The 18,773-nt window shown below is 48.0% G+C and carries 18 protein-coding genes and 2 pseudogenes; 12 read left to right on the forward strand and 8 right to left on the reverse strand.

Annotated features, from left to right (window positions below; genetic code table 11):
- Positions 1-159: 159 nt before the first annotated feature.
- A complete protein-coding gene (locus H6F93_RS19575; RefSeq protein ID WP_190641004.1) occupies positions 160-417 on the reverse strand; it encodes a hypothetical protein in 258 nt (85 codons plus the stop codon).
- A gap of 21 nt (positions 418-438) precedes the next feature.
- On the opposite strand from H6F93_RS19575, the gene H6F93_RS19580 reads away from it, so the two are divergent.
- Entirely contained in the window at positions 439-774 is a 336-nt protein-coding gene (locus H6F93_RS19580) for a hypothetical protein (protein WP_190684212.1), read from the forward strand.
- Between the two features lie 25 nt (positions 775-799).
- On the opposite strand, the gene H6F93_RS19585 is transcribed toward H6F93_RS19580, so the two are convergent.
- Positions 800-2,464 carry a cryptochrome/photolyase family protein gene (locus tag H6F93_RS19585; RefSeq protein ID WP_347277329.1) on the reverse strand — a complete coding sequence of 555 codons (1,665 nt, stop codon included), beginning with the start codon at positions 2,462-2,464 and terminating at the stop codon, positions 800-802.
- A gap of 185 nt (positions 2,465-2,649) precedes the next feature.
- Between H6F93_RS19585 and H6F93_RS19590 the strand changes: the two genes are divergently transcribed.
- On the forward strand, positions 2,650-2,811 hold the full coding sequence (locus H6F93_RS19590; RefSeq protein ID WP_190684216.1) for a hypothetical protein: 162 nt from the start codon (positions 2,650-2,652) through the stop codon (positions 2,809-2,811).
- Positions 2,812-2,996: 185 nt separating this feature from the next.
- Here the strand turns inward: H6F93_RS19590 and H6F93_RS19595 are convergent, their stop codons facing one another.
- Positions 2,997-3,446: an IS6 family transposase gene (locus H6F93_RS19595; protein ID WP_347277330.1), complete on the reverse strand. Its 450-nt coding sequence runs from the start codon at positions 3,444-3,446 to the stop codon at positions 2,997-2,999.
- Positions 3,447-3,513: 67 nt separating this feature from the next.
- The gene (locus H6F93_RS19600; protein WP_190641001.1) at positions 3,514-4,206 is read right to left on the reverse strand and encodes an IS6 family transposase; all 693 of its coding nucleotides are present in this window, start codon (positions 4,204-4,206) and stop codon (positions 3,514-3,516) included.
- Between the two features lie 186 nt (positions 4,207-4,392).
- Here H6F93_RS19600 and H6F93_RS35350 point away from each other — a divergent pair, with 186 nt between their 5' ends.
- Positions 4,393-4,680, forward strand: a complete 288-nt coding sequence (locus H6F93_RS35350) for a transposase (protein WP_347277331.1) — start codon at positions 4,393-4,395, stop codon at positions 4,678-4,680.
- A 72-nt stretch (positions 4,681-4,752) separates the two neighbouring features.
- Here H6F93_RS35350 and H6F93_RS19610 read toward each other — a convergent pair whose 3' ends face one another.
- Both H6F93_RS19610 and H6F93_RS19615 read right to left on the reverse strand, forming a co-directional pair.
- Complete coding sequence (locus H6F93_RS19610; protein ID WP_190684219.1) at positions 4,753-5,394, reverse strand: response regulator transcription factor; 642 nt, start codon at positions 5,392-5,394, stop codon at positions 4,753-4,755.
- A 58-nt stretch (positions 5,395-5,452) separates the two neighbouring features.
- A pseudogene (locus tag H6F93_RS19615) lies at positions 5,453-6,646 on the reverse strand (sensor histidine kinase); the annotation flags it as partial.
- An 80-nt stretch (positions 6,647-6,726) separates the two neighbouring features.
- Between H6F93_RS19615 and H6F93_RS19620 the strand changes: the two are divergent.
- The 6 genes from H6F93_RS19620 (at position 6,727) to H6F93_RS19645 (ending at position 11,572) form a co-directional block, all read left to right on the forward strand.
- Positions 6,727-7,383: a TMEM175 family protein gene (locus H6F93_RS19620; RefSeq protein WP_190640999.1), complete on the forward strand. Its 657-nt coding sequence runs from the start codon at positions 6,727-6,729 to the stop codon at positions 7,381-7,383.
- 86 nt (positions 7,384-7,469) lie between these two features.
- Positions 7,470-8,642 carry an ABC exporter membrane fusion protein gene (locus H6F93_RS19625; protein WP_190640998.1) on the forward strand — a complete coding sequence of 391 codons (1,173 nt, stop codon included), beginning with the start codon at positions 7,470-7,472 and terminating at the stop codon, positions 8,640-8,642.
- A gap of 65 nt (positions 8,643-8,707) precedes the next feature.
- Positions 8,708-8,929, forward strand: coding sequence for a response regulator transcription factor (locus tag H6F93_RS19630; protein ID WP_190640997.1), 222 nt, complete (start codon positions 8,708-8,710; stop codon positions 8,927-8,929).
- Positions 8,930-8,949: 20 nt separating this feature from the next.
- Positions 8,950-10,116: an ABC transporter permease DevC gene (devC, locus tag H6F93_RS19635; protein WP_190640996.1), complete on the forward strand. Its 1,167-nt coding sequence runs from the start codon at positions 8,950-8,952 to the stop codon at positions 10,114-10,116.
- A gap of 20 nt (positions 10,117-10,136) precedes the next feature.
- Positions 10,137-10,802, forward strand: a complete 666-nt coding sequence (locus H6F93_RS19640; RefSeq protein ID WP_190640995.1) for a GAP family protein — start codon at positions 10,137-10,139, stop codon at positions 10,800-10,802.
- A 29-nt stretch (positions 10,803-10,831) separates the two neighbouring features.
- Positions 10,832-11,572, forward strand: a complete 741-nt coding sequence (locus H6F93_RS19645) for a DevA family ABC transporter ATP-binding protein (protein WP_190684222.1) — start codon at positions 10,832-10,834, stop codon at positions 11,570-11,572.
- A 462-nt stretch (positions 11,573-12,034) separates the two neighbouring features.
- Here the strand turns inward: H6F93_RS19645 and H6F93_RS19650 are convergent, their stop codons facing one another.
- A complete protein-coding gene (locus H6F93_RS19650; protein WP_190684225.1) occupies positions 12,035-13,297 on the reverse strand; it encodes a Na/Pi cotransporter family protein in 1,263 nt (420 codons plus the stop codon).
- A 316-nt stretch (positions 13,298-13,613) separates the two neighbouring features.
- On the opposite strand from H6F93_RS19650, the pseudogene H6F93_RS19655 reads away from it, so the two are divergent.
- From H6F93_RS19655 to H6F93_RS19660, 3 genes and pseudogenes are all read left to right on the forward strand, one after another.
- Positions 13,614-14,327 (forward strand): annotated as a pseudogene (locus H6F93_RS19655) (IS6 family transposase).
- A 94-nt stretch (positions 14,328-14,421) separates the two neighbouring features.
- Positions 14,422-14,550 carry a hypothetical protein gene (locus H6F93_RS34755; protein ID WP_277882869.1) on the forward strand — a complete coding sequence of 43 codons (129 nt, stop codon included), beginning with the start codon at positions 14,422-14,424 and terminating at the stop codon, positions 14,548-14,550.
- A gap of 385 nt (positions 14,551-14,935) precedes the next feature.
- On the forward strand, positions 14,936-15,574 hold the full coding sequence (locus H6F93_RS19660; protein ID WP_190640992.1) for a LysE family translocator: 639 nt from the start codon (positions 14,936-14,938) through the stop codon (positions 15,572-15,574).
- A gap of 798 nt (positions 15,575-16,372) precedes the next feature.
- Here the strand turns inward: H6F93_RS19660 and H6F93_RS19665 are convergent.
- The coding region (locus H6F93_RS19665; RefSeq protein ID WP_190684227.1) for a WD40 repeat domain-containing protein at positions 16,373-18,773 on the reverse strand (2,401 nt) is incomplete at its 5' end.

Raw genomic sequence — 18,773 nt, forward strand, 5'->3', positions numbered from 1 at the left:
AGGGACAGAATGAGTAGTAATCTGTTTGACCCATACTGCCTCGGTCTGATAATCCGCGTTGCACAAACTGCTGCCAAAGTAGGTGGGTCAGTTAACAGGTGCAAAAAATCAAAGTCACGTTGGATAAGCGGTATTACAAAGTTTGACGCAAACGCGGATTTAGAGGATATCCGTCTCCCGTTGGTCTGACTTTGGCGCTGCGGTTACACCATGCTCGGTGATGAGGTAATCGGTATCTGCTGTATCGAGCATAATCTTCACCGCTCCAGCCTCAGCGCCATCAGCCGGCTCTAATTCACCATCAGAACTATTGTCCCGCTCAAGGGCGGCGATCGCCTCCGGGTCGCCCTGCTGTGCCAACAGAGTCAGCAGGTTAATGACGGTCTGGTTAACGGATTTGGATATTGGTTCTGACATGATTCAACCTCCGTGCAGTAATTGACCCAAGATTCTACTGCATCGCTGCATCATTGCCCATACTTTTCAACCCACAGGCGATCGCCAGGAGGTGAAGGTTCTTATGACGCTCGCATCAGTCCAAAACCTGATTATGAGGTGTTGCCTAGAATGACCATTTTTGTCATGGCGATCGCCTGTGAAACGACAGCACCGCAAACAAAGCCACCCCGTACACAAGGCGTTGTGGGTCAATTCGCTTGGACTTGTCTGCATCGCTCGTCCGTTCGTATCTGCAATCGACAGAACCGGTTGAGTGGTGATGCGTGTCAGAACATCGAAGCTCTCCTCAAGATTGACACGCATCACCCACCGTAGTGAGCATCACATCATCCAGAGCACACTACAGGAGATTAAACTGCATCACTCCTGTCGTCTGCTGGCTGGCACGCTCGACTGGAGACGAGGTAACTGGTGCAACAAACCAGCTTCTCAAAATCGCGGCTTGCTCCCCATTAAGGGTGGTTAAGTCGATCGCAAGCGGAAATAGGTGATGATTATCTCCGCTTGCCCAAACTACATCACAAACAACCCGCCCAGAGGAGGCGAGGCCATCGCTGCCAAACGGCACCAAGCTAGCGGGGAGAGGCGCAAGATGCGGCATGATATCGGACTGCTCAACGAACACCTGTCGCTGGCGCTGAAGTTGCTTAACGCGCTGCGCTCGTGCCTGCTTGTAGTCAAGGATAGGAGCAGGATAACCCTTGGTGGTTGGGGGTGAGCCAAGCTGATTCGGGCGCAGATGCCGCAGTTCGGGCACCCAGCGCTTGATGAACTGTCCTTGTGGGTCAAAGCGATCCACCGCAGCTTGACCGGGATTGTAGATGCGCGTCCAACTCTTGTCGACCGCTGAGGTAATTCCAGCCTGCATCGCCCACTGGTAATGATCGATTGGACAATCACCGTCGATGAGATGTCGCATAAAGTGCAATGCCCCGTAGCGCCAGTCCATGCCCAGCAGGTTGCTCAAGAAGCTGGCATAGCAGGCACGAGTGCGAAAGTTGAACGCTTGCCAGCCTCCAGTCGCTAATAGGCAGCGAGCGGCAGCATCGACGATTGGAAAACCCGTTTGCCCCTGCTGCCACGCTTGGTACAAATTTTCATCGAAGGCGAAGCCCTCTTCGTCGAAGTGACGGTAGAGCGACCTGACCTCCATCTGCGGCAGGTAGCGAAAGCGCTGAGCAAAACCACTGTTCCAACGCAGCCGTGAAACAAACTGCTGGCGGCTGCGCTGGACTCGCTCATCCGGTGATGCTTTCAGTTGTTGGGCGGCTTGATAGCATTCGCGCAAGGAGATGACGCCAAACTTAAGGTGCGGGCTGAGTCCGCTGGTGGCATGGGCGCTGGGGTAGGATAGCTGCCAGTAGTAACGCTGTGTCTTCTGCTCCAGGAAGCGAGCGAGCAGCTTGGATGCAGCCTGTGTACCCGCGGGGGGGATGGGCTTGCCGTCATCGACCAGTCCCAAGTCGGTCAGTGTAGGGAGTGGTTCACTGGGCACATCGGGCGGCACATTCACACAAGTCGGTGTGGAGACGAGCGCCTCGCTCATCTGCTCGGACCACAACTGCCGATATTGACCAGTGGTCACGAGTTCTGCGGTTGTACCTACTGGCTCAAACCAACGAATCTTCAGGTTTTGTTCAGCGAGAGCATGATTGAGGCGAGCATCGCGCACCCGACCGTACAGGCGCTCGAAGTCGATGTGAGCATAGATGCCGTCTGCTTGCGTGTCGTGAATCAGTTGCGGCAGCACCTTAACTGGATCGCCAAAGCGCAGGATCAACCGCCCGCCGCGATCGCGCAAATCTTGGTCAAGCGATTGCAAGCACTTCAGCATGAAGGCGACACGTGCGGGTGCAGTTTCGGGGTGGTGCAGCAGGGCACGATCGAACACGAAGACAGGAATCACCCTTCCTCGGCGGGCGGCTCGCGCTAAGGGAGCATGGTCAGACAGGCGCAGGTCGCGGCGAAACCAGACAATCGTGCAGTTGCTCACAGTCTTTGTCACTAGTACACTTGCTTCAGCCTAGCAAGTGACGGACCCGAGTAGGAGCGCTGGTTGTATCTGAAGTACCCTCACCCAAGACAGCCTAGATCTGGCTACTTCGTTTCGTTAGCGCCGTAACAACTGGCACGGCGATCGAGGGGGCGCTGCGATCCGATTGGATCTGTGCCAGTCAGCGCAGGATGAGGATGACTACCCAATCAAGTCTGCTCCTGAGTCTGCCGTGGACTCGTCACAATTATTGGTGCGTCAGTGGCAACTACGACAAAGACCAGTCTGCTATCGACGGTAGCAAGGGTTTCACAGCTACAGACGATATCATCAACTTAATCAAAGAAATTAAAGAATAAGCACGATAATTCTTGGCAAGTTGGAATGGCAGGATTATGCGGTAGATTTCAAGCCAACAATCTCTTGCCAATCTTCAATTCGTTGGCGCAGCTGTTCACGATAGCGATGAGCAGTCAGCTAATGTTGCTTTGGGTGGAAGTGGTCTCGAATCGGTTCAAAGGCGGCAAGAAATCGTTGCGCTTGCTCAGGTGACTTGAACCTCCTCATGCGTCGCTCCCGTGTTCGTGTCGGCTGATGCGAGTTCTCTGCAAGGGTTATTTAACCCCTTGTGCTGTCGGTGCTCTACGCGCTTGAGCATCCCATTCTTGGCAGCTTCGTAGCTTCTCAACTTGTCGCTTACGATCGCCCGTAGACCAAAGCCTTGCTGCTCCAGGAGCTTGCGGAAAAATCGCTTGGCTGCCTTTTTGTCTCGATGCTGCTGCATCAAAACATCGAGCACGTTGCCCTCTGAATCTACTGCACGCCACAAGTAATACTGCTGTCCTTTGATCGTGATCACGACCTCATCGAGATGCCGCTTATCCGTGAGATACGGACGTTTGCCCCGTACCTGCTTGGCGTATTGCTGCCCAAACTTATGACACCATTTCCGGCTTGATTCATAGCTCACCTCAATGCCACGATAGAGCGGCACTATCAACTTAACCGGGAATATTTAAAATTAAGCACGTAATTCCCCTAATCGTCAGTCTCGCTCAAGTTTACGCAGCCTCTTTCACACAGGTGATTTCCCACCAATCGTCAAAGCGTTGGCGCAGTTGTTCTCGATATCGTTTCGCACTCAGTTCGTGTTGTTTGGGATGAAAGTGTGCACGAATCGGGTCAAAAGTAGAAAGAAATCGTTGCGCTTGTCCTGGAGATTTGAAGCGTCGCATTCGTCGCTCCCGCACTCGGGTCGGTTGATGCGAGTTCTCGGCTCGATTGTTCAATCTCTTGTGCTGTCGATGCTCTACACTCGGCATCACCTGTTTCTTCGCCGCTTCGTAACTCTTCAGCTTGTCGCTCACCATTACCCGTGGCACAAAGCCCTGTTTCTTCAGCAGCTTGCGGAAGAACCGCTTCGCTGCCTCTGTGTCCCGATGACGTTGCAGTAAGACCTCTAGCACGTTTCCCTCACTATCCACTGCCCGCCACAGATAATATTGCTGTTTTTTGACCGTCACCACCATCTCATCGAGGTGCCATTTGTCGGTGACGTAAGAACGCTTGCGCCGCACCTGATTCGCGTATTGCTGCCCAAACTTCTGGCACCATTCCCGAATCGTTTCGTAGGTTACCTCAATGCCCCGATACAGCATCATTTCCTCGATATCTCGGTAGCTCAAAGGAAAGGTGTAATACAGCCAGACGCAATAACTAATAATCTCGCCGGGAAATCGATGACGGGAGTACATGAGCAAGATGTTACGAACGGCGTGAGATCAGTACGATTATTCTACCTTTGGGTCAAGTTGACAGTGCCCCTGAGAGCATCGTCCCAGATGCTGGTGCGCTTTGTTGGGCAACGTCCAGTTAGTGAGATGACTTGCCAGTTCTTGGAGTGGGTGACGATTTAAGTGAGTGCGATGGGCAAACGAGTTATGCCCTTGATTTGGGATAATGCAACATGGCATTTATCCAAACAAGTGAAGCAATGGATTCGTAATCACAATCGTCAAGTGAAGCAAACCGGAATTGGAGTGCGATTAATTGTTTGTAAGCTTCCCGTCAAGAGTCCTTGGTTGAATGCAATTGAACCTAAATGGATTCATGCGAAACGAGCGATTGTCGAACCCCAACATAAGTTGAACGCACAGGAATTAAAGACCAGAATATGTGATTATTTTGGTTGTCCTCTGTTAGACCCGCTCGCAAAAAAGGTCTCCTGAAGATGCACTAAGGATCGTAAATTTAATAAAACCCCGAATTCTTGGCTTTGGCGAAGGAACCATCTGCACTAGCTAAGGCGATCGCGGGTCTAAATTTTCGCTTGCCCAAAGTGCGGCTTGAGTGCGATCGCTTACGTTCAACTCGCTAAGAATCCGACTAATGTAATTTCTGACCGTTCCCTCAGTGATATGTAAGGTTTTAGCAATTTCACGATTCGTCTTTCCCTGCCCCAACAGTTTCAAGACATCCAACTCTCGATCACTCAGCGTTAGATTAACTGGGGTGGCACTAACAGGCGGTTGCAGTTGGGCAAGGACTTTGGCTGCGATCGTTGGTCCGAGCTGACTGTGTCCTCTGTGAATCGTGCGGATGGCATCTGCCACCTGCCCAGAGGGGGTGTTTTTAAGCAAATATCCAGTCGCCCCTGCCTGCAATAATTTCCACACATAGTCATCTTCGTCAAACGTGGTTAGCACAAGAATGCGAATCCAGGGATAGCTGCGGAGAATTTCATGGGTTGCCGTGACTCCATCGCAATTGGGCATCCGAATATCCATCAGAATCACATCCGGCTGAAGCTTTCCGGTCAGATCGATCGCCACTCTCCCATCCATTGCCTGCCCGACAACTTCGATGTCTGCCTCTAGCGACAACAACGCAACTAACCCTTCTCGAAAAAAGGATTGATCATCAACGACGAGCACTCGAATCATAAGGAATAACAATTTTGATTTGCGTTCCCTGTTCGGAACTTGTACTAATTTTAAGGGTTCCACCCAAGAGTTCTACCCGTTCCTGCATTCCTGGTAAACCACAGCCGGTTAATGGCTGTTCCGGATCAAATCCCTGACCGTCATCTTGCAGCGTCACAACAATCGTGTTTAAGTCAACCATTCCCCGCAACTTCACTTGAGCTGCCTTGGCGTGCTTTTGAATGTTAATCAAGCCTTCTTTCAAAATGCAGTAAAGCTGGTAACTCGATTGCAGGGAGAGGGCAGGCAAACTTAAATTAATCTGAGTCGCAATTCCCTGCTGGCGTATCTGCTCAACTTGCTCACGTAGCGCCTCATCTAGATTGAAGCCTGACTGCCAGCGCATCGTTTGTACCAGTTGCCGCACATCTTCGAGGCATTGGCTTGCTAATAAGGCGGCATTGTCTACCGAGTGAAAGGACTTGGCTAAATCACGATCGCGCAATTTCTGAGCAACTTCCAGTTGTACTCCCAATGAGGTGAGAGTATGCCCTAAGGAATCATGAATTTCACGCGCAATCCGCAGACGTTCTAGTTTGGCACCCAACACTTCAACCTCCTGGGATAATGCTTCTGCCTGCTGGCGGCTTTCGCGTTCTGCCACGATGACAAAGCCAAGGAGAACAACAAAAATGCTGGCGCTGGCGTAGTAAAGCAACGCATGTAGCAGTGTGATGGACAAACTAGACTGCAAAGTGACACTATCAAACTCTGGGAGTTTTCGTTGAATTAGTGACGGATATAGCCAGGCAAAACTAGCCAACCAGACCACTCCACCCATAATATTGGTCAAAATAACTTCGCGGCGGCTCAATAAGAAACACGCCTTGATCAGTAGTAGATAAAGTACAAAACTAAGTTCGACTCCAGAGGCGATCGCAACGCCCGTTAACCCCACTTCCAGCGCAACATAAGCGCGGCGCGGCCCAAGCGGGCGATCGAGCGGCAAGATAAAGCTGAGACAGAAAAAGAGCGTGCTAAACGCGATACATTTGACGATTAGCTCAGGTGTGGAGGCTTCATCAAGCACATAAATCAAGATTGTCATCAGTAGCAGGAGCCATTCGCCAAAGCGCAGTGTCCGACGGAGTGATGGAGAGGAGCCAGCGTCTAGATTCATTGAATAGATTAACCATCCTGTTCTATCTAGTTTGCGCGATCGCCTGCCAATCTGGGTATGACACCTATCAAGGTTAGACATGACAAGTGTCATCCGTTTCAATGATAGCTATAGGTATCAGAAACGCTACGGATGGATTTAGATGGTCTGTAGATGAATCATCCTAACCAGCCATGCAGCCAGACTACTCAAATTCTCAAACTGCCATTCACTCTTTAGCAAGGCTGAGCGATTGTGTTTATGCCCTGGCGATGGCAATCACCTTCATGGAGTTTAGACTGCCAGAAACCGTTCAATTACTGTCAAGTTTGGAAGTCAACCAATTTCTGATTGGACAGCTTAAGTCTCTTGGCATCTACGTCATCACTTTTATTCTGGTTGCTTTTTACTGGATCAACCACACTCAACAGTTTAATTACTTCAAGCGGACTAATGAAACTCACTCATTGATCTATACCTTGTACTTGATGAGTTTATTGGTGATTCCGTTCTCAAATGATTTGGTCTTTAGGCTATCCAGCAATCCGTTCGCCAAGATCTGGTTTAGTGCCAATATTTGCCTGATTGGTTTTCTCTCATTCACAAGCTGGATCTATGCAACTCACCAACGTCGTTTAGTGGATAGAGACTTAGATCATCGAATCATTCGATCAATTCAAGTGAAAGCATTGATCGAACCTATCTGTGCCTTGGTGTCAATTCCAGTTGCACTGGTTAGCCCAGATTTGTCAGATTTGGTCTGGTTGTTAATTCCAGTTGTCTTTCTAGTTGTGAATAAGGCTCTCAAGAAAACTTTTGAACCTGGTGCAATACCAGTTTCCACTCAATGAGTTGAGTAATTGCCTCAAGCTTGTTGCTTAATTTGAAATGTCAAATTTCATCGTCTCCGCTATCCGATACCACTTGCGTGATCACCATGAATTTACAGTTACTATCCAAACCATCTAATCATTGGATGCTTGCCTTGATCGTTGTTGCATCTACTGCTACAGCAGGAATTGCTTACTATGGCATTTCGCAATTTGTTGTAGAGAAGCCAGCAGAGAACACTCAGATTACCCCAACGATTCAATCTATTGTGGCGCTGGGTCGGTTGGAGCCTGAAACTGAGGTGACAAAAGTGTCAGTTCCAGCCACGCTGAGTAACGATCGCGTGGCTCAACTGCTTGTCAAACGGGGCGATCGAGTCCAAGCTAATCAAGTAATTGCGATTCTAGACAGCTACGATCGGTTACAAGGCGCTCTCCTAGAAGCCGAACAACAAGTTGCCGTTGCCCAAGCAGAGCTTGCTCAGGTTAGAGCTGGGGCAAAATCGGGTGAAATTGAAGCACAACAAGCAGAGATTGGGCGTTTGCAAGCGGAATTAGCAGGTGAAACTCGGCGACAGCAAGCGACCTTAGCAAGTTTAGAGGCTGAGGTTAATAATGCCCGCTCTGAATACAACCGCTATCAATCGCTCTATCAGGAAGGAGCAATCTCTGCATCTCAATTTGACCAGAGGCGATTAGCTTTCCAAAAAGCGCAAGCGCAGTTCAATGAGGGCAAAGCAAATCAAAGCCGAACGACTGATACATTGCAAGCGCAGATTGAGTCAGCTAGAGCTAACCTGAATCGCATTGCCGAAGTGCGCCCAATCGATGTGCAGACTGCACAGGCAAAAGTGGAGCAAGCGATCGCCGTAGCTCAACGAGCAAAAGCGGATTTGAGACAAGCAGAGGTGCGATCGCCCCAAGCAGGACAAATTCTGGAAATCTATGCCAAGGCGGGGGAAGTGGTTAATGAAAAAGGCATTGCCGATCTGGGGCAAACCCGCCAAATGCGAGTAGTTGCCGAAGTTTATCAAAGTGACATCAAAGAAATTCGCATCGGGCAACAGGCAGTGATTACAGGTGAACCTTTCTCTGGAGAATTGCGTGGCACAGTCGAGGAAATTGGGCTGCAAGTGAGTCAGCAGGAGATCTTCAACAATCAGCCGGGAGAGAACCTGGATCAGCGGGTGGTGAAAGTCAGAATTCGTTTGAATGCAGCCGGCAGCGATCAAGTCTCAGGGCTAACGAATTTGCAAGTGCAGGTTGCCATTCAACCCTAAAGCGCTCATATTCTCGTTGGCAACTCATCGGTTGATTCACACCTTACCCTAACTGGGCAAAGAAGATGATGCAGACATTGTACACAACCAATCTAGAGGGACTTTCAACCTGTGAAATGGAAGTTCTCAAGTTACTCATTGAAGGACAAAGTAATACTGAAATTGCTGAGGTGTTGTATGTCAGTCCTAATACTGTCAAAACGCATGTCAGAGGTATTTTCAACAAATTTGGAGTCGATAATCGCGTTCAAGCAGTTGTTTTTGCTCTCCGTCATGGTTTGGTCTAAAGCGTAGAAAAGAGTCACCTATGTTGCGTAACCTATTTCGTAAAACACCTCTGGCATGGTTTCAGCTAAAACGGGAAAAAACCCGTCTTGCGGTGGCTTTAGCGGGAATTGCCTTCGCCGATATTTTGATGTTTTTTCAATTGGGATTGCTCGATGCCCTGTTTGAGTCTGTCGTGAAACCCTACACCTCGCTGCAAGGAGATCTGTTTCTGATTAATCCGTTGTTTGAGAGCCTAAATGTAGTCAGAAGCTTTCCCAGACAGCAACTATATCAGGCAGCAGGAGCTAAAGAAGTTGAATCGATTAACTATCTCTATATTGGTCAGGGCGAGTGGCGCAATGCTCAAACTCGAAAGAATCAGCCCACCATGGTGTTTGCGATTAATCCTCATAACTCAGCGATCACCCTGCCAGATGTACAAGCACACCAGAATGAATTGAAGTTGCTGAACCGAATGCTCTACGATCGCGCTGGTGCGGAACAGTTTTTTGGCAATGTAGTTGAAGAACTTCAGCAGTCCGGCTCGGTGCCAATTCAATTTAATAACTTTCAAGTCGAGGTCGTTGGAACGTTTGTCATGGGAGCATCATTCGCTGCCAATGGGAATGTCATTACGAGTCATTCAACTTTCCTTCGGCTCTTTCCAGCCCGCCAGCCCGATGAAATTGATATTGGAGCCATCCAGTTGAAACCGGGCACCGATGTTGAGCAATTTAAGGCTGCAATGCAATCGGAGCTTAAAGGTGTTCTAATTCTGACGCATGAAGAGTTTATTGCACACGAAAAGAAATATTGGGAAACCACTAGTCCGATCGGGATTTTGTTTGGATTTGGCGCAATCATTGGTTTTATCGTTGGCACCATTATCGTCTATCAAATTCTCTACTCTGATGTATCAGACCATTTGCCAGAATATGCCACGTTGAAAGCAATGGGCTATAGCGACGGTTACTTGATTGGCGTACTCATCCAGGAAGCGCTGATTATGGCAGTTCTAGGATTTATTCCAGGATTTATCATTTCGGTCGGGCTGTATTCGGTCGCGGCCGCTGCCACTTTTCTACCGATTGGTATGACACTCAGCCGCGCGATGCTTGTGTTGACCTTGACGATTGTTATGTGTGCAGCATCAGGAGGAATTGCAATGCGTAAACTGCAGTCTGCTGATCCGGCTGATATTTTCTAGTTCTTACCTGGTGTAATTAGATGCCATCCTTACTTGCTTATCTTGTTGCAATCGCGGCACTAGACAGCCTCAACCCTACTACTACAGCGGTCCAAATGTATCTGCTCAGTACTCCTAACCCAGCTCCTCGCTCAGTTTCATTTATTGCGGGAGTATTTATCACTTATTGGACAGCTGGATTGGTAGTGGCGTTTGGAGCAAGTCGGTTGACCATCAATTTACCAGGTTTGCCACCTTCACTAATGTACACGTTGCAACTGATCATTGGCATCGTTCTACTCCTGGTGGGCTGGAACCTTAGAAATGCTGCTGATTCCCAAAAAGCTAAACGCCCTGCTCAATTAACGATCGCTCAAACCTTCCTATTTGGTAGCGCTGCAACGCTTTGGGATTTCCCAACTGCACTGCCTTACTTAGCGGCGATCGAGCGCATTGTGCGATCGCAGTTTGATCTCTTAACCACAATGAGTATTCTGGCAATCTACAACGCGATCTTTGTCTTCCCGCTCATTGCTCTCTTAGGACTCTATATCGGACTGGGCGAACATAGTCTTAATTTGATCCAGGCGATTAATCGATCAGTGCAGAAATGGGGACACAAAATATTGCGATTCCTACTCATTGGCTTAGGTATCCTCCTGATTGTAGACTGCATTGCTTTTGCTTTAGGTCGTCCATTTTTTTGATCGCTTACACACATATAAGAACAAAAGCAATGATTCAAACTTGGCCGTTCGATCAATCTTACTCGACAGTAGCAGAACCAGTTATTTCTGCCCGGCAGCTTAATCACTACTTTGGCAGCGGCGAACTCCGCAAACAAGCCTTGTTTAACATCAATTTAGATATTTATGCAGGTGAAATCATTATCATGACGGGTCCCTCTGGCTCTGGCAAAACAACGCTGCTAACACTGATGGGTGGATTGCGCTCGGCTCAAGAAGGCAGCCTCAAGATTCTCGGTCAAGAATTGCACGATGCCAGCAAACAACAGTTGGCTCAACTTCGTCGCAACATTGGCTATATTTTTCAGGCACATAATCTATTGACCTTTCTAACGGCTAAACAAAATGTGCGGATGTCACTGGAACTGCATGAGAAAATGTTCGATCGCGACGTTGATGGAATGAGCGTTGCCATGCTAGAAGCAGTAGGGCTACAACAACGGGTAGACTATTATGCTGATAGCCTGTCGGGCGGGCAAAAACAGCGAGTGGCGATCGCCCGTGCCTTGGTGAGTCAACCCAAGATCGTCCTAGCCGACGAACCGACAGCAGCACTTGATAAAAAATCAGGTCGCGATGCTGTAGAAATTATGCAAAAACTTGCTAAAGAGCAGAGCTGCACCATCTTATTAGTCACGCACGACAACCGAATTTTAGACATCGCCGATCGCATTGTCTACATGGAAGATGGTCGCTTGGCGGCTAACCCAGAGGTTGTGTTGCAAAAATGAGAAGGTAGGAAGGCTCAATTTTCGGTTGTGTCGCAAAAACCAGTCAATGGTAAAGTAAGCAGACTCAAACTTTCCTCCTTGCCCTCCGATGTCGAAACTGTCAGAACTGAGTACTCAAATTGAGGGTAGAAGCCCCTGCCTGATAAACTAGCTTCTGCCCTCAACTTCCGTTCAGTCCGCCTTCGATGAACTGTCCTCACTGCAGCTCGACTCACACTACTCGATTGCAACGCACCACTGATTTAGGTTACGCAATGTTTCGCTGCAAGGCGTGCTATCGCACCTGCAATGAACGCACCGGTACCCCTTTCAATTTCATCGAGGTGCCCCCCGATATCGTGTTCCAAGTGCTGCTCTGTCGGTTCCGTTACAAGCTGAGCTTTAGAGACATTGCCGAATTCTTCCTACTGCGCGGGTTGGAGTTCACGCATGAAACAGTACGAGAGGTTCTGTAGAAGCAAATTAGCGAGAAACAGAGGTAGGTTGCAATGTCTCTGTATTAGCTTGATGTTTTTCGGTTTGTCGCTGCGCTCGCTCGCGATCAGCTTGAGTTTCAGGAACTAGCTTTGTGAGCAATCGAGCTACGATTGGCAAAAAACCTATCATTACAACAACACCGATAATATTAAACATCATTTGAGCATTTGCAATCTGCCGTCCCACATCGTCACCCGAAACCAACTGTGCAAGCTGTGCAAGCTGGGATGCAAACAAGATGCCCAACGTAGCGCTGACGAGATTAAACAGCAGGTGAAACAATCCAGTTCGTAGCGCGTAGCTACCTCGTCCAATCGTCGCAACCAGCGTATCGGCACAAGTGCCAATTTCTGCGCCCAACATAATTGCAATCCCAGCGGCCAACCCGATTAAGTTGGAACCAGCAAGGGTGACAACAATCGCTACAGTCGCTGAAGAAGATTGAACAATAACGGTAAAAATTGCCCCCACTAATGCACCAAGCAACGGATTTTCACCTAATCGCTCCATCAGGTTTAGAAACGGCTCATATTCGCGAAACGGTTCCATTGCAGAATCGATCGCTTCCAGTCCATAAAACATCAGCCCAAAGCCTAGCAAAACAATGCCGATCGCTTTCCAGCGTTCAGTCCTGCCTAAGAAAAACACCAGCAGTCCTGCAAACATCAAAATAGGAACGTATAGCTCAATATTGAGCGAAATGATTTGTGCGCCGACAGCAGTACCGATGTTTGAGCCCAAGACAACACCTAGAGACTGCACAAAGGTAAGAATTCCCGCACTCACCATTGCAATTACAAGAATAATTGTGACTGATGAAGACTCTAGAAAAGTTGTTGCTACAATTCCAGTTGTGACCCCAGCAAAGCGGTTTGTTGTAAACTTGCTCAGTAGGTTTTTCATCCTTGCTTCGCCCACATCCTCCAGCCCTTCCGCTAATCGAGTAACTCCATAGATAAATAGCACTAAGCCAGCGATCGCTCCCATTGCAATTCTAAAGAAATCAACTGATTTTTCCTCTTCCTCTCCCTCCTCGGTCAGCGGAGGCTCAGAGGGTGCAGAAGCGATTAAATCCGCAGAGATAAAATCGCTTGGGAGAGATTGAACACTAGCGTGAACTAGAGTTGATGCGTTGAAAAACGGGAGCTGACGCATAAATGCAGGCGGACTAACAAACAGCGTAACCGTAAATAGCGTGACGCTTAAATAGGCAAGCAGCTTAGAATTCAACCGCCTTAAAATAAACATTATTAGTCCTCGTAAAAAGTTTTGCCGCTTCAGACTGTGGAACTAAAAATGAGCAATATCCAGTTGTGTTTACTACGAACAAAGATAGTTTTAATATTTTGATTCGCATCTCTTCTGAAAGACGTATTTGTTTCAAGTAAAAGCATTTTTTTGAGAAGATTTCTTTTACTCCCAAACCTTAATGTCTTCTAAATCTATACTTAATCCTTGGTTATTTATATCCTGCTTGACTAACAAAATTATGGAGTTGGGGGATTGCTGGTTCTGTTGCAAAAAATGATAGAGTTTGAGCCTATTGAGAGAAAATTGACGTTCCGTGGTTGATCCTAAAGCTCCGTTCAAATGGCGACAATACCAGTCCAATATCATCCTGCTGAATGTGCGCTGGTATTGTCGCTATTCCTTAAGCTACCGGGATTTAGAGGAGATGATGGCGGAGCGCGGCGTGACAGTAGATCACACGACAATTTATCGGTGGGTGCAGGATTATGCACCCGAACTCGACAAACGCATTCGTCCCTTTCTCAATCCCGCGAATGATTCCTGGCGGATGGATGAAACGTACATCAAAATCAAAGGAGAGTGGAAATACTTGTAGCGAGCAGTGGATGCGGAGGGCAATCCCTTGGATTTTATGCCCAGTGCGAAGCGAGACGGGAAAGCAGCGGCACGATTTTTCCGTAAAGTGTTGAAAGCCAAGCACACTCAAACTCCACGGGTGATCACCGTCGATAAGAATGCTGCCTATCCCGTTGCGATGGATGAATTGAAGCAAGATAAAACGTTAAAAGCCGAGACCGAATTGCGGCAAAGCAAATATTTGAACAACATGATTGAGCAAGACCACCGCAACGTGAAGCGGATTGTAAAACCAATGATGGGATTTCAGTCGTTCAACACAGCGAGAAGAACATTGAGAGGAATCGAAGCAATGGCGATGATTCACAAAGGACAAGCGAAGGAGGTTAACCAAGGGGACAGCGTATCTCAAGTAGAGTTTATCAATGAAATTTTCGGAGTGATTGCTTAAACAACACGAACGAGACCAACTCGTTTGTCACTTTAAAGTCTTTGCAACGGAACCATAATTCTTGCGACAGAACCACCGGAACGGGAGGTAATAGTTGTCAACAGAACCACCGGAACGGGAGGTAATAGTTGTCATTACTACTGGAGCGCTGTCAGCCACAAATGGTGCAGGCTTATTCACCCGTTGGGGTGTGTCTCTCACAATCCGCTCATCCTACAACTAATTTAGGACTGTTATATGAGCACTCTGTAGTTTTGTACAATTACAAACTCAGTTTTACTCAGTTAAGTCAGCAGAAAACTCCAATAACTTAGCACAGCCATTATCGGTACTGTTTGATTAACATACAAATATCTGCAAGTAAGTAGGGCAATTAAATTGAAGATGACGTAGGTTGGATTAAAGCAGGGAACCAACGGTTGCAAGGGTCGCGCTGTCGTTAGCCCATTCTACAGTCAACTTTTTAAACATTCTTTAAAGCAGACCTGAGGCTTTATGTTATCCATTTGCTCATTCCGCTGATTTATTGCTCATCTACAGGTACAAAGCTTAATCCATACAGCCTCAAAAAACATTGATATGAGCATTTACCGAGTTAAGGAAAGGAAATGATTGACCCCACTAGACTCATAACCTATCTAACTGCAGTCATCGCTTTAATCTCCACTCCCGGTCCCGGACAAACCCTTGTGGTGACGCAGAGCATTGCTGGCGGTCATAAAGCAGGCATTTTGACCAGCCTTGGACTGAGTGCTGGCACATTAGTACACACTTCAGCAGCGACTCTTGGCTTGTCAACCATCGTCGCAGAATCTGCGATCGCCTTTACGGTAATTAAGTACTTTGGCGCAATCTATTTAGTCTATCTTGGTGTCAAAGCAATCCTTGTTCAAGAAGATCGTTTATCAGAGTCGAGAGTAACCCTGGCAACGCTGACTGAAAATAGACGCATCTTTACAACGGCTCTAGTGATAAGTGTTTTAAACCCTAAAGAGATACTATTTTTTCTGGCGTTTCTACCTCAGTTCATTGATCCAAGCAAGGGGTCTGTCGCACTTCAGTTTCTTCTACTGGGTTTCATTCTTGCGGTAGTAGGAGTGATATTGGAGTTTCTGTTGATCTTAGCCACCTGTACATTTATGCGGAGACTGATACAAAATACTCAGTTTGCTGCATGGAGGCAACGCATTACTGGAATAGTCTTCGTTGGGCTTGGTATTCATCTTGCCTTGGCAAGTCAGAAGTAGAAGCTACGCTAAATCGGGTTGTGTCGCAAACATGAGAAGGTAGGAAGGCTCAATTTTCTCTGACCTTACCCTAAATGGGTATTGTCAACTTAAGTCTGAGCAAGAGATAAAATATAAAATCTGCCTTGCCTGTCTATTCTGCTGTACAGTGCCAAATTAAATGACATCGAGACAAATTTGTGTCGTCGAGCAACATCTCCCCTGTTGCAGGATTACAGGGAGAAGTTGCTCAGTGGACTAGCATCTGTCCATCAGCATTGCCAATCTGACTTGAGTCCAAAAAGCAGACCAGCTTTAGCTTTACTTTTTCAACGACACTAATGTGTCTCCACGTCAAATAAAAAGTCACTGTACACTTAGTAAGCAGAACAAATGGGCGATCGCTTCATCGGAGATCTCGAAAGGCGTTCCTAAAAAAGGCTCTCATGAAACCTGGCTCTGAGGACTGACAGATAAAGTTTTAACTATTGTTGTACGTTTTTACAAAACATGGCGCAGCTTTCAAATTCGTGGCGTATATCCCATGTTTTACGAACATGCCTCATTCTGGGCAGTTGTATAAAGCTTTTGCGCCATGAATTTGATAGTGAGACTTGATATGTACTAAGGGAACAAAAATAATAAAATCCTTGTCTTGCACGGGTTATACGCTTGTGATGCCGCGCACGAATTTGAAAGATACGCCATTCTCTGTAAAAGCGTACACCCTAATACCCTTAGCGTTATGTGCTGTGTTTCTGTTAACCCAGTCGCACCAAAGATATTCATCTCTTCGTAGAGGCGACCGCGCGTTCAAATTCAGCACCTTCGCTCATACTCGATCGCACCCAACTGTTTCAGCACTGCTTTCTGTCCGCTGCTTAAACCTGTCACTCCCTGGATGTTCATGCCTTCATAGATTCGATCGCTCTTCAAAACTCGCAGGCACTCACCCGTTTCTACATCCCAAAGTTGAATCGTTTCATCGAAACTGCCACTGGCAAGCAGCAATCGTCCCGTGGTATCACACCCAAACGCAACCGAAAAGATGATACCTGTATGACCTTGTAAGACGTTTAAGCATTTTCCAGAATCCAAATCCCACAGGCGAATCGTATTGTCAGCGCTACCACTGGCGAGGAGTTGTGAGCTATTAGATGAAGGGGGGCGGAGGGCGAGCGATCGCACCATTGCAGTATGCCCTTTCAAGCTTTGCAGACATTGTCCTGTGGCAATGTCCCACTGCTTAATGCTGTCATCACTGCCGATGCCAATCAAGGTTTGTCCATCAGCACAAAACTCTACTTCAAACCCCAGTAGATCGTGCTGATCGAAAACCTGTATACAGGTGCCCGTTTCGACCTGCCACAGTCGCACGATTCCATTCTTAGCGATACTGGCGAGCCAGCGTCCGTCGGGGCTAAAGGTAACATGCCACACCGGAAAGTCATGTCCAACCAGCGTGTGCAGATGAGTTCCGGTATATAGATCCCAGAGTTTAACCGTAGCATCATTACTGGTACTTGCCAGAACCTGTCCATCGGAACTGAGCGCTGTACCAAATATACAATTGGTGTGACAATGCAGCGTCTTGATGCACTGTTGGGTTTGGACATCCCAAACCTTAATCGTGCCGTCGGAACTGCCGCTGATAAAGGTTTTGCCATCGCTGCTAAAGGTCACATCCCAAACCCAGTGGGTATGCTCGTTAAAGGTTTTGAGGCAGGTACCCTTTAGAGGGTTCCAGAGCCTAACCAGTAAATCTGTGGCGCTGCCGCTGACAATGTGTTGACCGTCGGGACTAAATGCAACAGACAAGACGCGACTAAGGTGTCCCTGCCAGGTTTTCAAAGCCTGTCCAGTGGTGACATCCCACACTTTCTGCACACTATCGGCACTACCACTCAACAGGGTTTTGCCATCAGGGCTGAAGGCAATCGCAGTCACGCAGGCTCGATGTCCCAGCAATGTGCGGAGCGGCTGCTCGGTTTGCAGATCCCACAGGCGAATCGTCTGATCCTGTCCAGCAGTCGCCAGGAGCAAACCATCCGGACTAAAGGACACTGACCAAACGAGGTCTGTATGTCCCTCGAAGCAGATGGATTCTCCGGTTGCCAAATGCCATAGTCTCACGGTTTTATCCCAACTGGCACTAGCAACCCACTGACCATTTGGGCTAAAGGAGACTGACAACACCGTGTGGTGATGTCCTTCAAATTGACGCATTTCACTGAAAGTTGAAAGATCCCAGAGCCGTACGGCACAATCGTCACTCCCACTCACCAACCGTTTGCCATCGGGGCTGAAGGCAACCGAGTGAACAATGTCAGAATGCCCTTCTAGGAATGTCAAGCAAGTTCCCGTCTCGACATCCCACAGTTCCAAAAATCCCTCTTCTTCACCGATCGCCAGCCATTTGCCATCAGGGCTAAACTGCACTGCCCAGCTCATCTTCACAATTTGAAACGGCTCACGCAACAGCTTTCCTGTTTGCACATCCCAGAGTTTGATCAAAGAATCGTGAGGACTGCCGCTGGCGATCGTTTGACCATCAGGACTAAACGATACCTCCCAAGCAAACTCGTTGTGTGCCTGCCAACTTAGCTTCGGTTGCCCAGAAGCCGCATCCCAGAGGTGAATTCTACCGTCTGAATCGCAGCTTGCCATCAAACGACCATCGGGACTAAAGGCAACATTGACTAAACTGCTGAGGGTTTGAGCAAAGGCAGACCCGGTGAAATTACACTCGGTGAAATTAACCTGATGCAGTGGGGTTTCCGGGAGATACGCCTGCCAGATGGGTAGATGAGAAAAATCCCATCCACTCAGATCAATTTGGAGGTAATTGAGCAAACTCAGCAGGTTGGTTGCTGCATATCCTGGATAAACTTCAGAAGTGTTTTTTAGTTGTTGCAACTGCTGCTGGAGGTGTTGGCTAAGGGCAGCGGTGGAACCAAATGCGCTGCTTAACTGAGTCGCGATCGGTTCCAGAATTAGCCGAATTTGGCTCTCGCGAATATAGTCGCTGGCGCTGGCTTTGGTGAGAGCATAGTGCCTCAGCAGGTTAAAAGGCTGTGTACCCTTGAGTTCGGCAACAGCAGTTTCAATGATATGTTCTGTGACATATTCCATCACCGCTGGCTGTTGAGTAAAACTAGAGGGAATGCGTTCAGATTTACTGTTCTGCCTTGCATCACCATTTTGCAAACTTTCCTGTTCA

Origin of the sequence: Leptolyngbya sp. FACHB-671 (genome assembly GCF_014695745.1) — a bacterium.
In the GTDB taxonomy this organism is placed as follows: domain Bacteria; phylum Cyanobacteriota; class Cyanobacteriia; order Elainellales; family Elainellaceae; genus JAAUTN01.

Coding starts and splice junctions, on each gene's coding strand:
- H6F93_RS19650 (WP_190684225.1), bottom strand. CDS start 13,297: ATGTTTATTTTAAGGCGGTTGAATTCTAAGCTGCTTGCCTATTTAAGC.
- H6F93_RS19610 (WP_190684219.1), bottom strand. CDS start 5,394: ATGATTCGAGTGCTCGTCGTTGATGATCAATCCTTTTTTCGAGAAGGG.
- H6F93_RS19620 (WP_190640999.1), top strand. CDS start 6,727: ATGCAGCCAGACTACTCAAATTCTCAAACTGCCATTCACTCTTTAGCA.
- H6F93_RS19630 (WP_190640997.1), top strand. CDS start 8,708: ATGATGCAGACATTGTACACAACCAATCTAGAGGGACTTTCAACCTGT.
- H6F93_RS19640 (WP_190640995.1), top strand. CDS start 10,137: ATGCCATCCTTACTTGCTTATCTTGTTGCAATCGCGGCACTAGACAGC.
- H6F93_RS35350 (WP_347277331.1), top strand. CDS start 4,393: ATGCCCTTGATTTGGGATAATGCAACATGGCATTTATCCAAACAAGTG.
- H6F93_RS19590 (WP_190684216.1), top strand. CDS start 2,650: ATGACTACCCAATCAAGTCTGCTCCTGAGTCTGCCGTGGACTCGTCAC.
- H6F93_RS19645 (WP_190684222.1), top strand. CDS start 10,832: ATGATTCAAACTTGGCCGTTCGATCAATCTTACTCGACAGTAGCAGAA.
- H6F93_RS19660 (WP_190640992.1), top strand. CDS start 14,936: ATGATTGACCCCACTAGACTCATAACCTATCTAACTGCAGTCATCGCT.
- H6F93_RS19625 (WP_190640998.1), top strand. CDS start 7,470: ATGAATTTACAGTTACTATCCAAACCATCTAATCATTGGATGCTTGCC.
- devC (WP_190640996.1), top strand. CDS start 8,950: ATGTTGCGTAACCTATTTCGTAAAACACCTCTGGCATGGTTTCAGCTA.
- H6F93_RS19575 (WP_190641004.1), bottom strand. CDS start 417: ATGTCAGAACCAATATCCAAATCCGTTAACCAGACCGTCATTAACCTG.
- H6F93_RS19600 (WP_190641001.1), bottom strand. CDS start 4,206: ATGTACTCCCGTCATCGATTTCCCGGCGAGATTATTAGTTATTGCGTC.